Raw genomic sequence first — 18,989 nt, 5'->3', positions numbered from 1 at the left:
AATGGGACATTTGACAACGCGGGACGCATACCGGAACTTAAGCGACCGTATCAATTGGTTTACACAGGGCGCGCCTACATCGGAGACCCTTTATAAAATACTGGAAGTGCTGTACACGGAGAAAGAAGCGAAATGGGTGGCACTCCTGCCTGTGCGCCCATTTACGGTGAAGAAGGCGGCGAAGATCTGGCAGACGTCAGAGTTTAAGGCGGAGCGGCTGCTGGACCATTTATGCGAGAAGGCGCTTCTGGTGGACTCTTACCACAATGGAATCCGCAAGTTTGTGATGCCGCCGCCAATGGCTGGATTCATTGAATTTGCGTTGATGAGGACGAGAGGGGATATCGACCAGCACTATCTGGGGGAGCTTTACTACCAGTATATGAACGTGGAGGAAGATTTTATCAAGGACCTGTTCTTTGCCACGGAGACAAAGCTGGGCCGTGTGTATGTGCAGGAGCCGGTTCTGACCAACGACAAGACGAATCATATCCTGGATTACGAGCGTGCCACCCATATCGTGGAAGAGGCGGAGTACATTGGCCTGGGGCTTTGCTACTGCCGTCACAAGATGTTCCACGCGGGCCATCCGTGTGAGATCAATGCTCCCTGGGATGTCTGCCTTACGTTTGACAATGTGGCGCGTTCTCTGGCGCAGCATGGCGACTATGCGCGGTTAATCTCCAAGGCGGAGGCACTGGATGCCCTGGAACGCTCTTACGCCAGCAATCTGGTGCAGATCGGGGAAAATGTAAGGGAACATCCGGCATTCATCTGTAACTGCTGCGGCTGCTGCTGTGAGGCGCTGCAGGCGGCAAGACATTTCAGTCCGATGCAGCCGGTGGCAACGACGAATTATATACCGGAAATATCCCTGGAGAACTGTGTGGGCTGCGGTAAGTGTGCCAAGGTCTGTCCGGTTCTGGCCATTTCCATGGAAGAAGGGGAGAATGGAAAGAAAAAGGCAGTGGTGAACAGGGAAATCTGTCTGGGCTGCGGCGTCTGCGCGAGAAACTGTGCGGTGAAGGCCATCGAACTGAAGAGACGCCCGGAGCAGATTATCACGCCGGTTAACAGCACTCACCGGTTTGTTCTTCAGGCGATTGAAAAGGGGACTTTGCAGAATCTGATTTTCGATAACCAGGCATTTGCCAATCACCGGGCGATGGCGGCTGTGTTTGCATCTATTCTGGAGCTGCCTCCGGTCAAACAGGCGCTGGCGAGCAAACAGCTGAAATCTGTGTATCTGGACAGGCTGCTTTCCCATCATAAGAAGTAATGGAATAGAAGATGCAGAAGGAGATACAAAAACTCCGGAAAAGGTTCTGTGACCCTTTTCCGGAGTTTTTATGTGTTGGTTGGTTATTTAAGTGGTACCCGCCGGTTTTAGCGGATAGCAGTGATGCAGCAGCAGCTTGTCTTTAATCGCAGCCGTCTCCGCGTAAAAGGTTTCGGAGATTCTGTTGGCGATCAACTCCGCATTCTGATTATCCACATCGGAGACCATGACGAGGTACTGGCAGCTGCTGTACTGGGTGAAGACATCGCCGAGGCGGAGGGAATGCTGGGTGACAGACTTTAAGGTATCCATCTGCAGCTCCCGCGTTTGAAGCAAGGGGAAATCTCCGTTTTTGTCGGTCAAAGTAAAAAGAATAATGTAGGCGCTTTCGCCGCTTCGTCGCAGCCGGCGCTCTACAAAACGGTATATGCTTTTAAAGGTATCATAGTCCTGGCAGTAAGCCCCGGAGGTCAGCTCCTGTTCCGATAATTCGGAGCGGATTAACGCCATATCGATGTCGATGCCCTTTTTGGCGGCGGAACGGCGTTCCTCGGCGGCGGTCAGAGCCGGTTTCTTATTTTTCTTCCGCTTTTCTGCCAGAAGCAGCTGGTCGGCACGGTCAAACAGACTTTTATAATCATCACCGGGCTGATAGAGGCTTCCGCATACTGTGACGGAGATACCGTTGATAAGCGGGCTGGTCATCTGGATTCCTAAAAGGCGGGTCCGTATCTGCCGGCACCGCTCATCTGCAAAACTCTGGTCCTGCGCAAGCGGCATATAGATGACAAACTCATCTCCGCCTACACGGCCCAGTATATCATTTTTAAAGGTCATGAGACTCAGGATCCGGACAACCTCCTGGATCACGGAATCTCCTCTGATATGGCCGTATCGGTCATTGATCTGCTTGAACTGGTCCACGTCAAGCACGAAAAGGACACCGGTCTTTTTTTCGGCCAGCAGCTGGTTTATTTTTGTTTCTGTAGCACCTCGGTTATAGATGCCGGTCAGCCAGTCGTGGCTGGCCAGATTGCTTAATATTTTGTTCTCCTCTTTCAAGGCTTCCAAATCCCACTTCATATGTTATTATGCCCCCTGTCACTCTGCCTTAATGATACACAGAACCCCCATGCAAGTCAAGAAATATAACTTGAAATGTATGAAAAGAGACACGGAGTGCCTGTACCATGGAAGCTCCGGCTTGCCGTTTTGCAGGAAAGAAGGTAGAATAAATGATAATGGGAAGGTGCGGTGAAGGTGGAAATGAATCCGGCAATATGATATACTCATAAGATGGCAGAATGACAGAAAGGAATGCAGAATTATGTATGATAAGCTGACAAAGAATGATATTCAGAAAATGCAGGAAGAGATAAATCACAGGAAGCTTGTGGTCCGGAAGGAAGCGCTGGAAGCGGTCAAGGAAGCGCGGGCTCACGGAGATTTAAGCGAGAATTTCGAGTACCACGCGGCCAAGAAGGATAAGAACCAGAATGAGAGCCGGATCCGATATTTGGAGAGAATGATCAAGACGGCGCAGATTGTATCCGATGAATCCCGGGAAGATGAGATCGGCCTTTACAATACGGTGGACTTGTATTTTGAGGATGACGATGAGGTGGAGACGTATAAGCTGGTGACCACGGTGAGGGGGAATTCCATGAAGGGGCTTATCAGTTCGGAATCACCTCTGGGCAGCGCCATTATGGGGCACAGGGTGGGAGACCGGGTCTATGTGAGGATTAACGAGAAGGCGGGATACTATGTGGTGGTGAAACGTCTGGAGAATACGACGGACGACGGGAGTGACAAGCTGAGAAGCTATTAAGGCCGCGGGAGGCGAAGTATGAAAAACACACAGGGTGACGGCGGTCTTACGATAAAATATGCGGCGCTTCAGGGAAACTACTGGATGCTGTTTGGTTCGGTCTTTACGTTTATAGCGGTATTTCTGCTGTCCCGGGGATTTTCGGCGGGCGGTGTCGGTGTTCTGATGGCCCTTGGAAATATCACGGGGGCAGTCCTGCAGCCGTGGATTGCCGCTGTGGCGGATAAGAGTGAGAAATATACGCTGAAACAGATGATGATGTGTATCACCGTCCTGGGAATTATTCCGGCGGCAGCGCTGGCGCTCGTACCGGGATCCCGGTATTTGGCAGCAGGGCTGCTCATGGTGGTTATGGCTGTAGTAAGCGTTCAGCAGCCTCTGGTCAATGCGGTGAACGGATATTACTTAAGCCGCGGGAAATCCATGAACTTCGGGATTGCGAGAGGAACGGGCTCTCTGGGATTTGCGGTTCTTTCCTGGATTATGGGGTATTTTGTGGCATCTTTCGGTGAAAATGTGATCCCCATTGCCATCTGCTTCCTGCTGGTCACCATGCTGGCAGTGCTTTCCTCATTTCGGATGGAACGGGGAAGGGAAAGTGCCGCAGAAATGGCTGAGAGTGCGGAGAAGCCTTCGGAGATTTCGTCAAAAGGAAATGTCATTTCCCGTACACAGGGCAGCGGCTGGGGGCTCATCAGGAAATACAGGAAGTTTTTCCTGGTGCTGGCCGGCATTGTATTTTTGTTCGCTTTTCACAATATGGTTAATACCTATTTAATACAGATTATGGGGCGGTTCGGCGGGGACAGCTCTGATATGGGAACGTCCATAGCCATTGCCGCGGTCTGTGAGATTCCAGTGATGGTGATGTTTTCAAAGATTGCAGAGAGAATCAGGCCCAACCGTCTGCTTAAGATCGCAGGACTCGGCTTCCTGCTGAAAGCCGCTGCAATCTGGATGGCCGGCAGTGTGCTGCTGGTCCATGCAAGCCAGCTGCTTCAGGCCCTGTCCTTCGCGATCCTGATCCCGGCCTCCGTCTACTATTCGGATGAGGTGATGGAAGAGCAGGACCGGGTAAAGGGGCAGGCCTTCATTACCGCGGCTATCACGGTCGGCGGAATGGTGGGCAATCTCTTTGGCGGAAAGATTATTGACGCGGCAGGGGTTCCGGCTATGCTGACCATCGGTGTGGCCTGCGCGGGAGCCGGCATGCTCTTCGTCTGGATCGGTGCGGTCCCGGCGAAAGAAAGGGGATCAGACGGCGCATTATGATGAAGGACATGACAAAGGGGAAGATACCGTCGGAGCTGATCCGGTTTTCTATTCCGCTGATTCTGGGCAACTTGTTTCAGCTGACCTATAACGCGGTGGACTCGATCATCGTCGGCAGATGGGCGGGGGAGAATGCCCTTGCGGCGGTGGGAACGGCGAATCCCGTGATGAACATTGTAATCCTGGGGATTACCGGTATCTGTATAGGGGCCTCGGTATTAATGAGCGAATTCTTTGGGGCGGGCCGCGGGGAACAGCTGAAGCGCCAGGTATCCACCACGCTGATCTTCGGCTGCTTCTTTTCGGCTGTCGTGGTTCTCTTGGGAGTGCTGCTTTCGGTTCCGGTTATGAGGGCACTGCGGGTGCCGGAGGAGATATTCGGGGATGCAGTGGCGTATTTGAGGATTATCTTTCTCGGAATGCCGTTTACCTATCTGTATAACGCGGTGGCGTCCGCCCTTCGGAGTGTGGGAGATTCCAGGACACCGGTCCGTTTCCTGGCAATGGCCTCGGTGCTTAACGGCTGTCTGGATCTGGTGTTTGTCGCCGGCTTTGGCATGGGAGTCGTGGGGGCGGCGCTGGCCACGGTTATCGCGGAGGCGGTGTCCGCTGTCCTGTGCGTCGTCTACGTTTACCGGAAGGTGCCTCTGCTGCAGTTAAAACGGGAGGATATCCGCATGGATAGAGAACTGCTGAAGCTGACACTGAAGCACGGCTCCATCACGGCGCTGCAGCAGTCCTGCCAGCCCATTGGCAAGCTTCTGATCCAGGGAGCCATCAATCCGCTGGGGGTCAGTACGATAGCGGCATTTAATGCGGTGAACCGGGTGGATGATTTTGCATTTACTCCGGAACAGAGTATCTCGAGTGGTATGATGACGTTTATCGCCCAGAATCGGGGGGCAGGGAAGAAAGAACGCGTGAAGAAAGGATTCCGGTACGGTCTCCTCGTCGAAGCGGGATACTGGGTGATGATCTGCACAGCAATCCTGCTTCTGAAGGAGCCTCTGATGAGGCTGTTTGTATCGGAGGGAGATACGAAGATGGTGGCGCCCGGCGTGGAGTATTTGAGCCTGATGGCATTCTTTTATCTGATGCCGGCATTTACCAACGGAATCCAGGGGTTTTTCAGGGGAATGGGGAATATGTCGATTACGCTGGTCTCCACGCTGATCCAGATCACCTTCCGTGTTGTCTTCGTATATCTTCTGGTGCCGCGGATGGGAATGACAGGGGTCGCCTGGGCCTGTCTGATTGGCTGGAGTTTCATGCTCATGGCGGAAGTTCCGTATTACTTCTGGTTTAAACGCCGCCACGAGCTGTTAAAGAATTAAATCAATCAACTTTAGCCTAAATCGCTGCTTCTGTCTATGTAGGAGGTGTGAAGCATCTCCTCCGCGAGAGGGCTGAGCGGTTTTTCGTAGAAATTCTTATAAATGGCTTTTATCTCCGGGTTTTCATGGGATAAACGCAGCTTCATCTGGCGGTCTCTCGCGTAGAGGCCGTCAATTCGTTTCTGGCGCAGCCCGTCGCCGGAGAAGTTCTTGTCCTTCGGCTGTCCGCCGCCGCCGATACAGCCGCCCGGGCAGGTCATGACTTCGATGAACTGATAGAATTTTTCACCGCGTTTGATGCTGTCTAGCAGCCGTCTGGCGTTGGCTGTGCCGTAGACGACGGCAATCTCCAGCCTGGTTCCCGCGATGGTCAGAGAAGCCTCCTTTGTGCCAGCCAGTCCACGGACTTCCTTAAGGTCATAGAGATCATCGGGCACAGGTTCGCCTGTGAGGGCGGCATAGGCAGTGCGGACCGCGGCCTCCATGACGCCGCCGGTATTGCCGAAGATCACACCTGCGCCGGAACCCTTTCCCATAAATGGATCATATCCAGCCGGTTCCAGGGCGAGGAAATCGATGCCCTCCGCCCGGGCCCACTGGGCCAGTTCTCTTGTGGTGATGACGTAGTCCATATCACGCATGCCTTCAATTCCCAGCGTTTTGCCTGCGGAACACATCTCCTCACGGCGAATCTCGAATTTCTTTGCGGTACATGGGGTGACCGCCACGTTTACGATCTTTTTCGGGTCCAGGTTTTCCTGATTGGCAAAATACGTCTTGATGGTCGGGCCCTGCATACCGATGGGGCTCTTGGAGGTGGAGAGATTTTCCTTGAATTCCGGATAGTACGTCTCCACAAATTTTACCCAGGCGGGGCAGCAGCTGGTGAGCTGGGGAATGGGGATATTGCTGCTGGTTAACCGGCGGATCAGTTCGTTGGCCTCTTCCATAATGGTCAAGTCGGCCGCGAAGTTGGTGTCCAGAACGTAATCACCGCCCAGGGCGCGAAGCAGCGCAACCATGCGGTCTTCCACAAAGCTTCCCTCTTCCATGCCGAATTCCTCACCGAGCGCCACGCGCACAGACGGCGATGTGGAGAAGATGACGATTTTGTCGGGGTCGTTCACGGCCGCTTTTACGCTTTCCCATTCAGGAACTTCCGTAATACAGCCGACAGGACAGACATTGGCGCACTGACCACAGTGGATGCAGATGGCGGTGTCACCTGTCTTTAACAGATCATAGTAGCCTGCGACTCCGATGGACTCGGTACAGACCGTTTTACACTGGCCGCATTTGATACACAATTCCTCATGCCGCATGACAGAGGGATTATCCGGCTCGATGGGGACCCGGATGTCGGTAAATAGGTGTTTGCTCATGTGAATATTCCTCCTAGGTGTGAACTAATAACAGTAACTATTATTGATTATAAAACTTCTGACATATTTTGTCAATGGCGTTCTTCTGTTTTTCAAATTCTTTGCTTGTTCCTTTTGCGATAGTGGATGACAGCCGGAGAGCATCGTAAAGAAATCGTGAAGATTCGGGAAATGCCATTGTAAGAAAGGCGCGGAGGCGGTATAATTTTCTTGTAATTAAGGAAGCAGCCCCCCCAATAATAATGTTTCCAAACAACACATTTCCCCGTCCGGGAACCACAGCTGTTGATTCAGCCGCTGTGGTTTTCGGGCGGGGGATTTTTTATTTCATTGGAAAGTTCATCCTATGAAATAAAAAACCTCCGGGAGGATGCGCACTCCGCGCTAAGGAAGTATGGCCGCCAAAGCAGCCGCGCTCCGTAGGTTTTCTTGACGGATAGGGGAATATTCGATACAATGTAGACATCTGTAATTACAAGAGACGGGAGATAAGAAGATGATAAAGAATATTGTATTTGATATGGGTAAAGTGCTGGTCGGGTATGACGCGGACAGAGTCTGCGGCCATTACATGGACGATGATGAGGAGAAAAAGGCGGTCAGCACCAGCGTGTTTGTGTCGCCGGAATGGCTGATGCTGGATATGGGCGTGATTTCGGAGGAAGAGGCTTTAAAACGGATGCAGGCCAGACTGGAAACGGATCATGCGAAGGAGATGGCGGCCCTCTGCCTGGCGCACTGGCATGAGTATAACATGTGGCCTATGGAGAGTATGGGGGAACTGGTCCGGGAACTGAAGGCGATGGGGTACGGAATCTACCTCTGCTCCAACGCGTCTGAACGGCTTCTGGAATGTTACCGGATTATCCCGGGCATCGAATGCTTTGACGGAATCCTCTTCTCCGCGCAGGTGAAATGCGTGAAGCCGCAGAAGGAGATGTACCAGCATTTATTTGAAAGGTTCCATTTAAAACCGGAGGAATGCTTCTTCATTGATGATATGATGTTAAATATCGAAGGCGCCAGAGCCTGCGGTATGGACGGATACTGTTTTGCGGATGGCGATGAGGCGGCGCTCCGGGCTGCTTTGAAGCGGTTGAACAGGAATGCGGATTAGATTATGTCTGTGTCTGCACCAATAGAATGGAGACCATGAATGTACAAGACAGAGATTAAAAATATGGATTTGGACCAGCTGGCGAAGTCCGGCCAGTGCTTCCGTATGCGGCTCGCTGCGGAAACGGAGCATGGCGGAATATGGTCCGCGGCCGCCGGGGGACGGTATGTGGAAGTCATGCAGGATGGGAGCCATTTTCTGTTTTCATGTGAGGAAGACGAATTTGAAGGGGGCTGGCGTACGTATTTTGATATGGATACGGACTATGAGGCGGTAAAACGTTCGGTGGATCCGGAGGATGAGTACCTGCAGGCGGCCATGGCCTTTGGCGGCGGCGTGCGGATTCTCCGCCAGGATCTGTGGGAGATGATCGTCACCTTCCTGATTTCTCAGAACAACAATATCCCCAGAATCCGAAACAGCGTGGACGCACTGTGTGCGAAATTCGGGGAAAAGAAAGCTGGTATCGGGCTGGTTTTGGAACCGGATGGCTGTGTGAAACCGGTGGAGAAGACGTATGACTCATTTCCGGAGGCCGGGGCGGTGGCGGCGGGCGGTCTGGAAGGGCTTGCCGGCCTGGGACTCGGATACCGGGATAAGTACATATGGACCATGGCGGAGAAATGCAGCGGCTCGGATGGCGCAAAGTGGCTGGATGACCTGCGCTCCGCCGACTATCACACGGCTCACGGCATGCTCACAGCAGAATTCGGCATCGGCAGAAAGGTAGCTGACTGTGTCTGCTTATTCGGGCTTCACCACGTGGAGGCATTTCCGGTGGACACTCACGTAAAACAGATTGTGAACACTTATTATCCCGGCGGTTTTCCACTCGAACGGTATCGGGGATACGCAGGGATTCTGCAGCAGTACATGTTTTATTATAAACTGAACGATAAGTAAGGCAGGGGATCTTATGGAAAAAGAGATGAGTTTTCATATCCTGGGTATCGAAGAGACGAAGGATGAGAACGCCGTGAAAATGGCTTACAGGAAGCTTCTGAAGGAGACGAATCCGGAAGACGACCCGGAGGGCTTTAAGCGCCTGCGAACTGCGTACGAGACTGCGGCGGCATTTGCCGCGAAGCCGGATGACGGGACGGAACCGGAAAATGGCGGCGGTACGGAGGAAAAGACTGCTGTTGACGCGTGGATCGACCGGGTCGACGAGTGCTACCGCGATGTATACGACCGCGCCGATGAGCAGGCGTGGAGGGAACTTCTGGAGGATCCGGTCTGTGACGGTCTGGATACGTCACTGGAGGCCAGAGAGCGGCTTCTGGCCTATCTGATGAATCATGTCTATCTGCCGCAGAAGATATGGAAGCTGCTGGATAAAAACTTTCAGATTGTGGAAGACATCGAATTTCTGGAAGAGAAATTTCCAAAGAATTTTTTGAATTACGTCGAATATTACGTGGGTCATGAGGGCTTCATACGGTTCGAATATTTCCGGCGCAGGGGCGTGGGGGAAGAGAATGTGGACGGCTATCTGGACCACTATTTTGCGGTGAAGAAAAAGACGGACAGGAATGAGTTCGAGGGATGCGGGCAGGAGCTGGACGACTTGGCAGCGTTTGGTGTCTGGCATCCTTATGAGGAGGTGGAGCGTCTGCGTCTTCTGCTTGCGGAGGAGACGGCGGCCGGCGCGGTGCGTCTCGCCGATGAGCTGGAGGAAACATGCAGCGGTTCCATGAGAAATGACCCTTATATCTGGTCCTATATCGGACGTGTCCGTTACCGGGAAGGAAAAAAGGATGAAGCCTATGCTGTCTGGACCCGAGTGCTGAACGAATATCCGGACTATTATCAGGCCAAAACCGGCGCAGTCTCCTGTCTGATGGAGAAGGGGCGGTACTGGCAGGCGCGGGAATGGATGATGGAGATCCTGGAGCTGGACGGGCGCGATGAGGAGATCCTTGGCCGGCTGAAGGAGGCCAATGAGGCACTTATCACAAGGCTTCAGGAAAATCCGGAGTACCATGAAGAGGGAAAGGACATCCCGGCAGGAGAGGGGGCCATTGAGCTGGCCTGGTGCCTGTTCCAGAATGAAAGGCTCGATGAGACGATCCGGTATCTGGAGAACTATACACCGGAAGAGGGACAGGAATACAGCTACACCAATCTGTTCGGCCGTGTTTTATATCAGGCAGAGCGCTATCAGGAAGCGCGCCCCTATTTAGAGGAGTGGCTCCGTATGATTACCGGGACCGTGGATGACGGGACGCAGGAGAATCAGAGACGGAGATCCAGACTGGGGCGGGCGCTCTATATTCTGGGCGGATGCTGTTACCAGCTGGGGGAACAGGAGGAGGCGGCCGCGTATGTGGAACGGGCGGCGAAAGAAGCGGACAGCCAGCAGGAGCGGATGGGGTACCGTCAGTACCTCGCCCACATTCTCTGTGAGTCGAAGCAGTATGAGCAGGCGGTGGACGTCTGCGATCAGATTCTGGAGGAAGATGAGAATTACTATCCGGCCTATTTAATCAGGCAGGAAGCGTGCTATGAGCTGAGAAAGGGTCAGCAGGTCGTGGATGATTACCACCGGGCGGTAGGTATTTTCGCCGGATATTATAAGCCGTATCTTATGGCGGCACAGGTATTTTTCTATCATAACCAGTTTGAGGATGCCAGGGGAGTCATCGACCGGGCAAAGGAGAACGGAGTGGAGTTTTCCAGCTGCTTAAAGCTGTATGAGGTGAAGATTCTGCGCAATCTGGCCGGGAAGAAGGAGGAGAGGGAGCTTCCCTTAAAGCTTTGCGGGGAGTTAATGAAGGAGATCGAGGGTGAAACGGACATTGAGGATACTTCCGAGGTGGAATTCGAGACGGCCCTCCTCCACTGGGATAACGATGAGTTTCAGGAGGCCCTGTCCCACATGGCCGAGGCTATTCGGAAAAATGCGGACCGGATGCAGTACCGGCTGGTGCGCGGGAACATTTATCTGGATATGAAGAAATATAACGAGGCCCTGAGGGAATACGCCGACGCCGAAGATTTTTATCGCGACTCGCCCTCCCTCTATTATAACCGGGGACTGTGCTATGAGGGAAAGAAGATGAAGGTGCAGGCCGCCGAGAACTTTGAAAAGGCGCTGGAACTCCAGGAGGGATATCGGGATGCCTGCGAGAAGCTGGCGGATTACTACCGGGAAAAATACGAGGATCAGTACAAACGGGCTGATTTTGACACTTCTATCGCCTATATCAGCCGTCAGATCGCGGTTACGGAGAACTGCTACTATCTGGTGCACCGCGGCCTGATCTACATGAACGCCATGGAACTCGACCAGGCCATACGCGACTTCGAGAAGGCGCTAGAGTATGTCCCGGAGGACTGGGCGGCGCATAACAACCTGGGATGCTGCTATAAGTATCTGGGCCGTTTTGAGGAGGCCATCGGATATTTCGAGAAGGCCGTGGAATATATGGAGGACAGCAAAAGCCTGCTTCCGTACAGCAATATGGCCGACTGCTATGAGGCGCTTGGGGATTACCGGAAAGCGATCGAATGCTATCAGAAGGATCTGAAGCTGTTTCCGGATTACACATCGTTCTGGAAGGAGATCGGGCAGTTATACGCCTATCTTGGGGAGTATGACAGGGCGGAGGAGGCCTACGGCCATACGACGAAGATGGACGACTACTACAGCCGTATGGGTGATTTGTGGTTTTATCAGGGAAACGGTAAAAAGGCCCTGCATTTTTATAAGAAAGGGATTGAGAACGCGGCGGCGGATAAGAAGGCGGAGCGGCAGTCCGATTTAGGCCAGGCTTATATGGACCAGCTGCAAAACTATCCGAAGGCGGCGGCCTGGCTGAAACGGGCGATTGCCAGAACGACGGATCACGGCGATTTATTCGACTATGAGCGGTATCTTGCGCGGGCGTATTACCTGATGGGCAAATATGGCCCGGCAAAGGAGCATGCGAAGGCGGCGCTGGAGCATTTTAAGCAGTCCGGAGAGGGAACGGAGGAGGACTATTTGGCCTACGGCCCCTACAAACCGGCCCGGGAAGGTGTGATGGGCTGGCTGTATCTGGCGATGGGAGAACGGGAGAAGGGCATGGAGCTGTTCGGGCAGATGGACCGGGGATACCGGTGCAAGGGCTGCCGTTACCAGGGCTGCTATGAGAAATACCTTTTCCAGGGCTGGTGTTACGAGGCCATGGGCGATCAGGAGAACGCGCTTCTCATGTACCAGGAGGCGGCCCGGCTGAATCCCCATTCTATCGCGGTGATGTGTGCGCTGGATAATTTACAGAAGAAGGTGGACAGAAAGAAATGATCATTGGAATCGATTTGGGAACGACCAACAGCCTGGCGGCTTATTATACAGATGAGGGTCCGAAGATCATCCCGAACCGGCTGGGGAGGCGTTTGACGCCTTCCGTAGTCAGTATGGATGTGGAGACTCCCCCTCACATTCGTTCGGCGGAATGTGTGGAGACTCCCTCTCACATTCGTTCGGCGGAAGGGAAGGAATATCAGATTTATGTGGGGGACTCTGCGGTGGAACGCGGACTGCTCCATCCGGAGAGTACGGCCAGCGTCTTTAAACGTGATATGGGAAGCGGGAAGCAGTTTCATTTGGGCCATAAAAGCTTTCTGGCGGAGGAACTCTCCTCCTTTGTGCTCCGGGCGCTGAAGGAGGACGCGGAACACTATCTCGGGGAAGAGGTGACGGAAGCGGTGATCAGCGTGCCGGCCTATTTTAACGATGCCAGAAGGCGGGCGACGAAGCGTGCCGGGGAACTGGCGGGTCTTTCAGTGGAGCGGATCATCAGCGAGCCTACGGCGGCGGCCATCGCCTATGGACTGTACCAGAACCGGGAACATGCCAGATTTCTGGTGTTTGATCTGGGCGGCGGGACGTTTGACGTATCTATTCTGGAGCTTTACGATACCATCTTAGAGGTGCGCGCCGTGGCGGGCGATAATTTCCTGGGAGGGGAGGACTTCACGGCGGTTCTGGAGGACATGTTCTTCGAGAAATACCGGGAGCTTGACCGCCTGTCCCTGGATGAGAAGACGATTCGCCATATCCATAAACAGGCGGAGCTGTGCAAGATCGGATTTACTGATGCCAGGAGCTCCTCGATGCGCTGTAAGATCGGGGAGGAGATCATGGAATTTACTGTGGAGCTCTCCCGATACGAGGAGGCGTGTGAAGACCTTCTGGAGCGGATACGGAAGCCGGTGAAACGAAGCTTATCAGACGCCCATATCCGGCTCTCTGATATCGACAAGGTGGTGCTGGTGGGCGGCGCCACGAAGAGTCCGGTTATCCGCCGGTTTGTGAGCCGGTTGTTTAAGATGCTGCCGGACACCAATGTAAATCCCGACGAGGCCGTGGCTCTGGGCGCGGCGATTCAGGGTGCCATGAAGGAGCGGAGGGAATCCATCAAAGAGGTGATCCTGACGGATGTGTGCCCGTTTACCCTGGGAACCGAGGTGGTGCGGGAATGGGAGAAGGGCGTGTTTGAAAACGGCGTGTTCTGCCCGATCATCGACCGGAATACGGTGATCCCGGCCAGCCGTACGGAACGGCTCTACACCGCCGGCGACAACCAGACGAAGATACGCGTCAATGTGCTTCAGGGGGAGAGCCGCTTTGCGGCCAATAATCTGTCACTGGGAGAGCTGATGATCGATGTTCCTGCCGGCCGGGCCGGTGAGGAGGCTGTGGACGTGACGTACACCTACGATATCAACTCGATTCTGGAAGTGGAGGTGAAGGCGGTCTCCAGCCAGAAGCAGGTGAAGGAGGTATTTAAGGGCAGCGATGTGGATATGACGGATGAGGAGATTAAGGAGCGGTTCGAGACGCTGTCCTACTTGAAGATCCACCCGAGAGACCGGGAGGAAAACAAGTATCTGCTGCTGCGCGGTGAACGGATCTACGAGGAAAGCATCGGAGAAAAACGGCTGTATGTGGAGGCGGCGCTTCATAAGTATGAGAAGGCACTGTCCTCGTATGATACGGGTCTTATTGATGAGGCGAAGGAAGAGTTTAAGAAGTTTCTGGAAGAGATTGAGGAACTGTAGAGACAGGGGAAATGCGGCTGAACGGCTGCATTTCCCCTGTGTTTTTCTGGTTAAGCTATGAGATGGCTCCGAGTGCACACTCATCAATTCGCCGGACTACGCCGCTGGTATACGGTTCAAAGTATTTGGGCCAGAAATGTGCCGCGGTGGAATTTATACTTTCGTAATCGACGCCCAGATGGGTCCAGCCTTCCGCTTCCAATGCTTCGATCCCGTCGCGGTCGTGTGCGTAAAGGCTGACTGCGTGCGACACAATCTTATGTTCCACCCAATTTTCGGCGGCTTTCTGATACATCTGCCTGTAAAGGAAGGCCCGGTTCTCTTTGAATGCGTCATGTTCCCTGATTAGTTTCCCTATACTCAGCAGTGGTAAAGTCAATTGATATATGCTAGAATGGTGTCAAACTGTTAAGGAGGAAAATCCATGAATCGAATTGAGAAAGTGCGGGAAGCCGTTGACGCTGTCCTTCTAAACATCGCCGATGCCGGTGAAAGAAGATGCGGATATATGCATCTGTACGGGGTCTCCCAGGCCTGCGTGCTGATTGCCTTAAAGAGAAATGAGAACGCCGAGCTGGCGGCGGTTGCCGGGAGGCTTCATGATATTTATACGTATGCCACGATGGATCCCAGGGATCACGCGCATAAGGGATCGGCCATGGCCAGGGATTTACTGAATTCCATGAAGTGCTTCGAGGCTGGGGAGATTGATGTAATCTGCAGTGCAATCTATCATCACAGCAGCAAGGAGATATCCCACACATCGTTTGACGAAGTGTTAAAGGATGCGGATGTCATGCAGCACTGCCTGTACAATCCCCTGTTTGATGTCATGGAGCATGAAACGGAGAGATTCGGGAAGTTGAAGGAGGAATTTGGGCTGACAGGAAGGGAAACGTAGATTTTTTCAGCCATTAGTTCGGAGGAAATACTGAAAAATAGCTAAAAATCCCCATTGGATTTTGTTACGTATCCGTATTGTGAAACAGTTCCATAAATGGTATGATAATACAGAAGAGGCCGGCAGCATGATGATGCATGAGCCGGAAACCGATGACAGAGACTAAAATGACAGAGATAAAAGGAGTGGGAAAATGGCAAGTATCAGAGAGGTGGCCAGACTTGCCCGGGTGGCTCCCAGTACGGTCTCCCGCGCACTAAACGGGAGCGGATATGTGGCAGAAGAGACGAAGGAAAAGATCAGGGAAGCCGTGGATGAACTGGACTATGTGCCGAATCAGTGGATACGGAATCTGTATCAGCAGAAGACAGGAATCATCGGAGTCATGGCGCCTGAGATCGTGCATCCTTACTTTTCGTCACTGTGGAGTTTTTTGGAGCTGGAGCTGAACAAATACGGATATAACATGATGCTTTGCAATACGTCCGGCAAGAAGGATATTGAACGGCAGTACTTAGACACGCTGGAACGAAACCTGTTCGACGGGATGATTGTCGGAGCGGCCTTTCTTCCGGATAAATATTATGAGCAGATTCAGAAACCAATTCTGTCCCTGGACCGGATTATCCCAGGAATCCCCCTGGTGACCTCGGATCACACACAGGGCGGCTTAATCGCGGCGGATAAGATGCTGGAGAAGGGCTGTAAAAAGGTGCTGAATTTAATCGATCCGCAGGCGAAGACCGTGGCGTCCTCCCGCGGCGGATTGAATTTCATCAGGAAGATGCAGGAGGAGGGAGCGGAGGTCATCACGGAGGAGTTCCTGTGGGATGATGTCATCCACTACCCCAGAAGCATTCAGCGGACCAGAGAGATTCTGACGGAATATCCGGATCTGGACGGAATTATGGCCAATGACCTCTGTGCGTCGTCATTTTTAAAGACAGCAAGGGAGCTGAGTATCCAAGTGCCGCAGCAGCTTAAAATCATAGCATACGATGGGACATACATTACTGACTTCAATTACAGGACGATCGCGTCGATCCAGCAGGACGTGGCCCTGATTGCAAAGGAGGCCGTCCAGGTACTGGTAAAGCTGATTAATGGGCAGCCGCTGGCAAACGAGGCGGTCTACGTGCCTGTGAGCTATAAAGAGGGGGATACGATATAGAAGGGCGGAACGCCGCTGCTGACGGGAAATGTGTCTGGCGCTGGGGACTGAGGAGTGGCAGCGCGCTTTGCTTTCTTTACTATGTGCTGTGCGCGGACCAGTACGGAGCCGGTATATCCGTGCTGTGGATCTGGATCGTGGCAGGAGCCGGTCTTGCCGCTGCCGCTTTTATCCCTCCGGGATTAAAACAGCGATGGAAGATCAGGAACAGACTGATGAAAACGGCAGTTTCGGCAGGGGCGATTCTGTTTTGCCTCTATTTCTTTCTTGTTGAGTTAGGTGTTCTTATCTGTCTGCCATCACAGGGGAAGGAGAACCTTGATTACATTATCGTGTTGGGAGCCGCGGTTTATGGAACAGAACCCAGTCCGGTGCTGCAAAAACGGCTGGAGACTGCGGCGGCATATCTAAAACGGAATCAGGATACCGTCGTCATAGTGTCAGGTGGACAAGGGCCTGGGGAAGATATCAGCGAGGCCGGGTGTATGGAAACATTTCTTTTGGAAGAAGGGATCTGCAAAAGCCGCATCATTCGGGAGGAAAAATCTGAGACAACGGTGGAAAATATCAGGTTCAGCGGCAGTCATATCCAGGAGCAGGAAGCATCAGTCGGCATAGTCAGCAGTAATTTCCACATCTTTCGCGCGGTCGTAACCGCACGGAGTAATGGGCTGAAGCACGCCTGTGGAATTGCCGCCCCGTTTGGAGGGCTGCTCCTTCCCCACTACGCTGTAAGGGAATTTTTGACATTTACCTTTGATTTGATCAGTGGAAATCTGATTTGAACCGCGTCTGGCCGGGAAACGGAAGTTCCCGGAAGCAGGCGCGGTTTTTAGATACAGGATGGGGCGGTCGGTACACGTAAAATATAGATCAGGAGGCTCTTTTTTGTAAATGTGCAATAAAATGACTGCTCAAATTTAGTAAAAATGATGATTGTAGGAAAAATGTAAAAAAGTACTTGAAAAAATGCTTTGAAAGTTGTATATTAAGCACATGGAACAGTTCCACACATTGTGGAACTTTAAAAATAGGAAAATATGGAACAGTTCCATATTTGAAAAAATCACTTCACCAGATTCGTGGATAATCTCATGATACCCGGGGAAACGGAACACACTGAGTGGAGATGACATGTATCGCACACAAGTGACTACAAGAAGGTCACTGGGCGCTTATAACAAGGAGGATATTTTTATGAAGGCAAAAAGAACAGCGGCACTCGGTCTGGCAGCGGTAATGGCGGCATCACTTCTTTCCGGATGCGGCGCAGGGGGCAGTAAATCGGCAAAAACAGAGATTACGATTTACCAGAGCAAGATTGAAGCAAACGAGGGCTACAAAAAGGCGATCGCGGCTTACGAGGAGTCCCATCCGGATGTGAAGATCAACCTGGAAGCAGTAACCGGCAACGACTTCGCTGCCTCCTTAAAGGCAAAGATGCAGTCCGATCCGCCAACTATCTTTTCCGTCGGCGGTTTCCAGGATTTAAAGGACTACGGCGATATTCTGGAGGATATCTCAGATCTGGAGGTGCTTAAGAATGCGCTGCCGGGAACCACGGATATGTTTACAAAGGATGGCAAGGTGCTTGCGGTTCCGCTTTATATGGAAGGATACGGATTTGTTGTGAACCGCCAGATGTTTGAGGACGCGGGCGTCGATTTTGAATCCATGATGACGTATGAGGGCATGAAGGCCGGTTTCGATACGCTGAAGGCGAAGATCGACAGCGGCGAGATGAAGGAGAAGTATCCGAATCTGGAAGCGGTTATGGAGTATCCGACCAAGGAGCTCTGGATCGCAGGCGACCACGACGTGAATGTGGCGCTGACTCACGACTTTGACACGGCAAAGGCTGCTTACGACTCCGCAGTTCTTCCGGGCACCGGTTTTGCCGACTATAAGACGATGGTTGATTTCCAGGCCAGCTACACCACCAACGCGGACAATACCGCAAACTTAAACTCCGTCGATTATACGGCTTCCCTGGAAGGCGGACTGGCGATTGAGCGTGTGGCATCTATCAAGCAGGGCAACTGGATCGCACCGGCAGTAGAGACGACGGATCCGGAAGTGCTGGCAAAGCTGGATATGCTTCCATACTCGGTTCCAGGATACTCAGACGGCAAGTATTTCGTAGGTGTGTCCGGCTACTGGGCGATCAACAGCAAGGTTACCGACGAGCAGAAAGCTGCGGCAAAGGATTTCATCAACTGGTTATATAAAGACCCGGCAGGACAGAAGATTGTAGTGGAAGATTGTAAATTCGTTCCCCCTTATGACAACTTCGGCGATTTAAAGGCAGGTGATCCTCTTTCTCAGAGAATCATGGATGCCAACGAGGCGGGAGATACCATGAACGGATGGGTATACAGCGGAGCTCCGAATACATGGGGACAGCAGGCAGCAGGTGTCGAGGTGCAGAAGTATTTAGCCGGACAGGCGACATGGGAGGAAGTGACGGAGAGCAGCATCAAGCAGTGGGCGTCCATGCGCGAGTCTCAGAACTAGCACAGCGTTGCGCAAGTTCCAGTGAATTCTGCACTCGCTATTCACGCCAGGGCCATGCCCGCGAAGCTAGACGTAGGGTCCACTACGCCGTCGCTTCGCGGACGCGCCCCTGACGCCAATATCAAGTACATAATTCACCG

The 18,989-nt window shown here is 52.7% G+C and carries 15 protein-coding genes; 12 read left to right on the top strand and 3 right to left on the bottom strand.

The genetic code is table 11. The annotated features are described in order from the left end of the window. The first annotated feature begins 1 nt into the window (after position 1). Entirely contained in the window at positions 2 to 1,279 is a 1,278-nt protein-coding gene (locus tag H8S75_RS05915) for a 4Fe-4S dicluster domain-containing protein (RefSeq protein ID WP_002604658.1), read from the top strand. Positions 1,280 to 1,366: 87 nt separating this feature from the next. Here H8S75_RS05915 and H8S75_RS05910 read toward each other — a convergent pair whose 3' ends face one another. Continuing rightward, positions 1,367 to 2,362 (bottom strand): GGDEF domain-containing protein, encoded by a 996-nt coding sequence (locus H8S75_RS05910; RefSeq protein ID WP_187020047.1) that lies wholly within the window; start codon positions 2,360 to 2,362, stop codon positions 1,367 to 1,369. A 244-nt stretch (positions 2,363 to 2,606) separates the two neighbouring features. Between H8S75_RS05910 and H8S75_RS05905 the strand changes: the two genes are divergently transcribed. The 3 genes from H8S75_RS05905 to H8S75_RS05895 are packed head-to-tail and all read left to right on the top strand — an operon-like array spanning position 2,607 to position 5,716. Further along, complete coding sequence (locus H8S75_RS05905; protein ID WP_002604655.1) at positions 2,607 to 3,110, top strand: GreA/GreB family elongation factor; 504 nt, start codon at positions 2,607 to 2,609, stop codon at positions 3,108 to 3,110. Between the two features lie 18 nt (positions 3,111 to 3,128). After that, complete coding sequence (locus H8S75_RS05900; RefSeq protein WP_187020046.1) at positions 3,129 to 4,382, top strand: MFS transporter; 1,254 nt, start codon at positions 3,129 to 3,131, stop codon at positions 4,380 to 4,382. Then, complete coding sequence (locus H8S75_RS05895) at positions 4,379 to 5,716, top strand: MATE family efflux transporter (RefSeq protein WP_207729072.1); 1,338 nt, start codon at positions 4,379 to 4,381, stop codon at positions 5,714 to 5,716. The genes H8S75_RS05900 and H8S75_RS05895 overlap by 4 nt, the downstream gene beginning before the upstream one ends. Positions 5,717 to 5,727: 11 nt before the next feature. Here H8S75_RS05895 and H8S75_RS05890 read toward each other — a convergent pair whose 3' ends face one another. Continuing rightward, positions 5,728 to 7,098 (bottom strand): [FeFe] hydrogenase, group A, encoded by a 1,371-nt coding sequence (locus tag H8S75_RS05890; RefSeq protein ID WP_187020044.1) that lies wholly within the window; start codon positions 7,096 to 7,098, stop codon positions 5,728 to 5,730. 496 nt (positions 7,099 to 7,594) lie between these two features. Between H8S75_RS05890 and H8S75_RS05885 the strand changes: the two genes are divergently transcribed. From H8S75_RS05885 to H8S75_RS05870, 4 genes are read left to right on the top strand one after another with little or no spacing between them, the layout of a single operon-like run. After that, positions 7,595 to 8,215: an HAD family hydrolase gene (locus H8S75_RS05885; protein WP_187020043.1), complete on the top strand. Its 621-nt coding sequence runs from the start codon at positions 7,595 to 7,597 to the stop codon at positions 8,213 to 8,215. Positions 8,216 to 8,254: 39 nt separating this feature from the next. Beyond that, positions 8,255 to 9,118 (top strand): DNA-3-methyladenine glycosylase family protein, encoded by an 864-nt coding sequence (locus H8S75_RS05880; RefSeq protein WP_187020041.1) that lies wholly within the window; start codon positions 8,255 to 8,257, stop codon positions 9,116 to 9,118. Positions 9,119 to 9,131: 13 nt separating this feature from the next. After that, the gene (locus tag H8S75_RS05875) at positions 9,132 to 12,503 is read left to right on the top strand and encodes a J domain-containing protein (protein ID WP_187020039.1); all 3,372 of its coding nucleotides are present in this window, start codon (positions 9,132 to 9,134) and stop codon (positions 12,501 to 12,503) included. Further along, positions 12,500 to 14,263 carry an Hsp70 family protein gene (locus tag H8S75_RS05870; protein WP_187020038.1) on the top strand — a complete coding sequence of 588 codons (1,764 nt, stop codon included), beginning with the start codon at positions 12,500 to 12,502 and terminating at the stop codon, positions 14,261 to 14,263. The genes H8S75_RS05875 and H8S75_RS05870 overlap by 4 nt, the downstream gene beginning before the upstream one ends. Positions 14,264 to 14,318: 55 nt before the next feature. Here the strand turns inward: H8S75_RS05870 and H8S75_RS05865 are convergent, their stop codons facing one another. Further along, the gene (locus H8S75_RS05865; RefSeq protein WP_187020036.1) at positions 14,319 to 14,642 is read right to left on the bottom strand and encodes a hypothetical protein; all 324 of its coding nucleotides are present in this window, start codon (positions 14,640 to 14,642) and stop codon (positions 14,319 to 14,321) included. A 45-nt stretch (positions 14,643 to 14,687) separates the two neighbouring features. Here H8S75_RS05865 and H8S75_RS05860 point away from each other — a divergent pair, with 45 nt between their 5' ends. The 4 genes from H8S75_RS05860 to H8S75_RS05845 all read left to right on the top strand — a co-directional run bounded on the left by H8S75_RS05860 (position 14,688) and on the right by H8S75_RS05845 (position 18,849). Beyond that, the gene (locus tag H8S75_RS05860) at positions 14,688 to 15,164 is read left to right on the top strand and encodes an HD domain-containing protein (RefSeq protein ID WP_187020035.1); all 477 of its coding nucleotides are present in this window, start codon (positions 14,688 to 14,690) and stop codon (positions 15,162 to 15,164) included. Between the two features lie 193 nt (positions 15,165 to 15,357). Next, positions 15,358 to 16,335 carry a LacI family DNA-binding transcriptional regulator gene (locus tag H8S75_RS05855; protein ID WP_187020033.1) on the top strand — a complete coding sequence of 326 codons (978 nt, stop codon included), beginning with the start codon at positions 15,358 to 15,360 and terminating at the stop codon, positions 16,333 to 16,335. A gap of 119 nt (positions 16,336 to 16,454) precedes the next feature. Further along, positions 16,455 to 17,120 (top strand): YdcF family protein, encoded by a 666-nt coding sequence (locus tag H8S75_RS05850; RefSeq protein ID WP_187020031.1) that lies wholly within the window; start codon positions 16,455 to 16,457, stop codon positions 17,118 to 17,120. Between the two features lie 412 nt (positions 17,121 to 17,532). Then, on the top strand, positions 17,533 to 18,849 hold the full coding sequence (locus tag H8S75_RS05845; RefSeq protein WP_187020030.1) for an ABC transporter substrate-binding protein: 1,317 nt from the start codon (positions 17,533 to 17,535) through the stop codon (positions 18,847 to 18,849). Positions 18,850 to 18,989 lie beyond the last annotated feature (140 nt).

Source organism: Hungatella hominis (genome assembly GCF_014288005.1).
Lineage (GTDB): Bacteria > Bacillota > Clostridia > Lachnospirales > Lachnospiraceae > Hungatella > Hungatella effluvii.
Note: the sequence above shows the minus strand (reverse complement) of the source record. Positions and strands in the feature narration are given on the sequence as shown.